This is a genomic window from Brachyspira catarrhinii (assembly GCF_005518285.1).
GTDB classification, from domain to species: domain Bacteria; phylum Spirochaetota; class Brachyspiria; order Brachyspirales; family Brachyspiraceae; genus Brachyspira; species Brachyspira catarrhinii.
In genome coordinates this window covers 1-4,945 of the sequence record NZ_SJDU01000166.1, presented here as the reverse complement: position 1 = coordinate 4,945, position 4,945 = coordinate 1, and the positions used below count along the sequence as shown (strand labels likewise).

General features: G+C 28.4%; 4 protein-coding genes. All 4 read right to left on the bottom strand.

Features of this window, described 5'->3' with window-relative positions:
- Positions 1 to 13: 13 nt before the first annotated feature.
- Genes EZH24_RS07120 through EZH24_RS07105 form a run of 4 tightly spaced genes read right to left on the bottom strand, consistent with a single transcriptional unit; the run spans position 14 to position 4,474 of the window.
- Positions 14 to 1,384 (bottom strand): GntP family permease, encoded by a 1,371-nt coding sequence (locus EZH24_RS07120; RefSeq protein ID WP_137998431.1) that lies wholly within the window; start codon positions 1,382 to 1,384, stop codon positions 14 to 16.
- Between the two features lie 30 nt (positions 1,385 to 1,414).
- Entirely contained in the window at positions 1,415 to 2,407 is a 993-nt protein-coding gene (pdxA, locus tag EZH24_RS07115; RefSeq protein ID WP_137998430.1) for a 4-hydroxythreonine-4-phosphate dehydrogenase PdxA, read from the bottom strand.
- A gap of 35 nt (positions 2,408 to 2,442) precedes the next feature.
- Positions 2,443 to 3,723 (bottom strand): four-carbon acid sugar kinase family protein, encoded by a 1,281-nt coding sequence (locus EZH24_RS07110; protein WP_137998429.1) that lies wholly within the window; start codon positions 3,721 to 3,723, stop codon positions 2,443 to 2,445.
- The gene (locus tag EZH24_RS07105) at positions 3,716 to 4,474 is read right to left on the bottom strand and encodes a DeoR/GlpR family DNA-binding transcription regulator (RefSeq protein ID WP_137998428.1); all 759 of its coding nucleotides are present in this window, start codon (positions 4,472 to 4,474) and stop codon (positions 3,716 to 3,718) included. Before EZH24_RS07105 ends, EZH24_RS07110 begins: the two co-directional genes overlap by 8 nt.
- Between the last annotated feature and the right edge of the window lie 471 nt (positions 4,475 to 4,945).

Below are 4,945 nucleotides of genomic sequence, written 5' to 3'. Positions count from 1 at the left end.
ATTAATCTTAATTTTAAATAAATATGTCAAATATTAGTAATGTAATTAATCCTATTGCCCAAGCAACTGTCGTGTTCATAGACCAATGTCTTATTTGTTCTTTGATATCCTCAACTCCTAAAGTTCTATTTATAACCCAAAAATATGAGTCATTAAAATAACTAAAGAACATAGCTCCTGAACATGAAGCCATAGTTCCCAAAGTTGGATTTATCCCAAGTTGATTTAATAGAGGGGCGCATATTGAACTTGATGTCACTATTGCAACTGTTCCCGAACCTACTATGAATCTCACAACCGTGGCTATAGTAAAAGGAATAAGAATAGCTGGTATTTTGGTAGAGGCTATAAATTCGGCTATAGAATTTGCTACGCCAGAATCTTTAAGTATCTGACCGAAAGAGCCTCCAGCTCCTGTAACTAAAAGGATTATACCGCAACCCGTAATTCCTAATTCCATAACTTTTAGAGTTTCTGTTCGGCTCATTTTATTTGTTAGAGTAAATATGGAAATTAATAAACCTATACCTACGGCTATAACGGGATTACCTATAAAACTTAATATGGATATTAAACTATTTCCATCGGCGTCTTTAAATATATTTCCTAATGTAGTTCCTAATAATATTAATATTATTGGCAACAAAATAGGTAAAAACGATAAGAAAGCGTTTGGCAAATCGTCTCTTGAAGGTTTTAATTCAAAATCTTCTTCAACTTTATTAGGTTTTTCCGCTCTTACCCAACCTCCGTTATCGCTTGGAATTTGATAAACTTTAGAACCTACATAATTAGTATAAATTAATGTGCCTATAATCATTGGTATAGAAAAAGCAATTCCCATTAATATGGATAGTCCTAAATCTGCTCCATAATTTACTGTTGCTGCAAGAGGACCAGGGGTTGGTAATATCATATGGTGACTTATAAGTAGCCCAACCGCTAATGAATATCCTAATACAAAAATACTTTTAGAAGTCTTTTTGGATATAGCCTTTGCTATAGGAGATAGAAGTATAAAACCGCTATCGCAAAAAATCGGTATAGAAACTACCCATCCAGTTATAGCTAATGCTATATGCTCTCTCTTCTTTCCAAAAATTCTTATAAAGGTTAATGCCATTGTTTCCGCAGCGCCTGATAATTCAAATATCTGCCCCATCATAACGCCAAAACCGATTATTATACCTATACTTGATAAGGTATTTCCAAAACCGCTGGTTATTGCTTTAACTATGGAACTCGTATCCATGCCTCCTATCAAACCCGTAATGATAGCGGACAATATAAGAGCTGGAAAAGCATGAATTTTTGTTTTCGCTACCATTGTTATAAGCAATATAACCCCTATAATTAAACCTATTATAAAACGAACTTCTGACATATAATGCCTCCTTAATTTAATTTATTTTTTTTATTCGTTTATAAAATTTTTAGCATATTTTATAGCTATTAAAATAGCCTCTTCCATACTAACAGAACCAGCCTCATTTTTTCCCGCTATATCAAAAGCGGTGCCATGGTCTACAGATGTTCTTAAAAAAGGCAGTCCTAATGTTAAAGATACAACTTTATGGAAGTCTAATGTTTTTGTTGCAATATGACCTTGGTCATGATACAAAGATAATACAGAACCATATTTGCCTATTAACGCTTGATGAAAAACCGAATCGGCGCCAATTGGTCCAGCGACTTTATATCCCATTTTTAGCGCCTCTTCTATAGCGGGTTTTATATATTTTTCTTCCTCGTCTCCAAATAACCCATGTTCTCCTCCATGAGGATTCAAAGCCGCTATAGCCATAATATTATCCGAAGAATCTATTTTTCTTAACGCTTCTGTGCATCTCTTTATATAATCTACAATTCTTTCTTTAGTTATAGATTCGCATGCTTTTTTCAAAGACATATGCCTTGTTAAGAAAAATACTCTTAACCCTCTTACTTCAAACATGGTTAATGGGTCTATAGAATTAGTTTTCTCGCCAAAAATTTCCGTATGCCCTATAAAATTAATTTTAGCCGCTTTTATAGCTTCTTTATTAATTGGTCCAGTAGTAACAGACCATACATTTCCTTTTAAAGCGTCTTCTATTGCCATAGAAATATAATTATAAGATGCCTTGCCACAATTAGATTGAACTTTTCCAAATTCAAAATCACTTAATTCCTCTTCAGGCTCTATATATTCTATAACATTATTTATACCTTCGGCTTCTAAAGGGTTATTTATTTTCTTTAACAAAATATTCGGTTGTAATACCCTTTCTAAAGCTTTTTTATGCGAATAAACAACTGGTATAGAATTTTCATAAATATCGTTTCTTAATAATGATTTTACGACTATTTCAGGTCCTATGCCAGCTGGGTCTCCTACCGTAATACCTATTCTTTCTCTTTTTATCATTTATAATCTCCTTTGTTTTATTGTTAATTATTAATTTACTTTTGAATTAAAAAATCTACGCATTTTATTAAACTTTCTGCATCTCCAACCCCACCTCCTTTGGTAATTAAATCTAATCCTTGATATTTTCCGCCGTTTAATTTTGCATAAACTACTAAAGGAAATACAGAACATTGAATATCTAAACTATATGAATTTAGTTGAGAACATATTTTTATTGTCGTATCTCCTCCGCTTGTATATAAGCCGTCTATTTTTACTTTTTCTAAAATTTTTTCTATAGATACGGCTATTCCTTCATTAATTAAATTTGATAAATATTCTATATCCGTTTTACTTAATAATGCTATTTCATCAAAATCTAAAGGTTTATCTCTATAAAGATTTTCAGATACTAAAATACAAATATTAAAAGTTTCAAATTTATTTATTACTTCATTAACTATATTATTAATTTCTTTTTCCTGTAGAGACGAATCTATTAAATTTTCTGGTCTGAACCTTATTAAACCTACCGTTTTATTTGAATATAAAGTTTTTACTTGTAATGCGGTTGTATGAGATATTGAACCTATAGCGCATAATATCTTTTTACTTTTATTTATTTTTTGCTTATTCATTATAGATAACTCTGAAATTTTTGCCGTTAATGGAGAAGGGTCTGCCACTATAAACTTAATTTTACTTTCTAAAATAGCTTCTGAAATATTTTTCACATGATTTTGATTAACCATATCGCAAACAATTATTCTAAAACCTTTGTCATATTTATCTTTAATATATTTTGAAATAACTTTACTGCTCGTCCTTACAATATCAATTTCTAAAGATGTGATTTTTCTTTTACTTTGATATTTTATTAATTCAATACAATTACTAATTTTTATAGGATTTTTTGAGTCAACTGCCATCTCCGTATCCTCTACTAATATTCCATTAACGAGTAAGTATCCGCCTACAACCGTTCTACCTGCCGATGGATAACCTGGGCTAACAATGGCTAATCTATCATCGCCTAAAGCGTCAAGCATACCGTCTATTTCAGCGCCTATATTACCTCTCATAGTGCTATCAATTCTTTTATTATAGACAGCTATATCATTATGCATATATTTTTTAGTAATATTAAAAACTTTATTATATGCATCAGTTTCCGATATGCCTCTACTTTCTGTAGAACAACTTATGGCATCATAATCTTTGTATAAATTTTTATCGTTCAACTCTAATAATGTTGTTATTTTTAAATTCTTTAAAAGAGAAATACTTGCATTGGCGCCAGTTAAATCATCCGCTACAATTAAACACCTATACATTTAAAATCTCCACTCCATTTTTTTGTATATGATTAGTTTCATCGTTTGAAAATATTCTATTCGTTATAATATAGTTAAAGTCTTGTAAGGATTTAACTTTTATTATAGCAGGAGAATTAAATTTGCTATCATCAGCCATCAATATGCTTTTATTTGATATATTAATCATAGTTTTTTTTATTTCCGCCTTATCGCAACTATTAGCGCAAAAATAAAAATCTGAAGTTATACCTGAAGTTCCTATGAATACTTTAGAAACTCTAAATTTTTTAATATATTTAATGGTATCAATAGATGACGAGCAATAATTTTTATTTTCTATTTTTCCTCCAGCAATATATACTTCTATATCATAGTTCGATATTATATTTGCTATATTTAAGTCATTTGTAATTACGGTTAAATTTTTCTTATTATTTAGTAGGTATGCTATTTCTATACAACTTGTTCCAGCATCTAAAATAATTACATCTCCATCTTCTATTAATTGAATGGCTTTTAATGCCATTATTTTTTTTATTTCCTTATTCAAAGTTTCTCTATATGCATAAGGCACTAATAAAGATATGTCTCTATTTAATGAAACAAACCCATGTCTTTGTTCTATAGTTTTTAGTTCTACCAGTCTCTTTATATCTCTTCTAATTGTCATCGAACTTGAATTGCATATTTTTGCTAAATTTTCTATAGATTCGCTATTATTATTTTTTAAATATTCCAATATAGTTCTTTCTCTTTCAAAACTTTCCATAATTTTAAACTCTTTATTTTTTTACTAAATATTAACAGTTATTAACATTTACATGATATAGTATATACACTTTTTATATAAAATCAATAGAAAAATGTTATTATTTGTTAAAAAATTTAATTTTTTTGATAAAACAAGATAAATATTATATAAATATAAAATTATTAAATAATATTTATAATTATATTGGTTGGAGATATTTATATGATTATGGAAAACAAAGCGATTTTTCTATACTTGAAAATAGAAAGGTAATTGGAATATTAAAAGATTTTTCTATCTTGTTTTAAAAATTAATGAGGTTTTATTTTTTAATTAAATCCAAATATTTAACCAAATTTGAAATTTTATAGTTTATACTTTATAATTAAATTATTAGTAATAATCAATATAGATATAAAATTAAAAATTATGAAAAATAAAATCGTTAAAAGAAAAGATATAATTTTTGCAATAATAGTTTCGTTAATT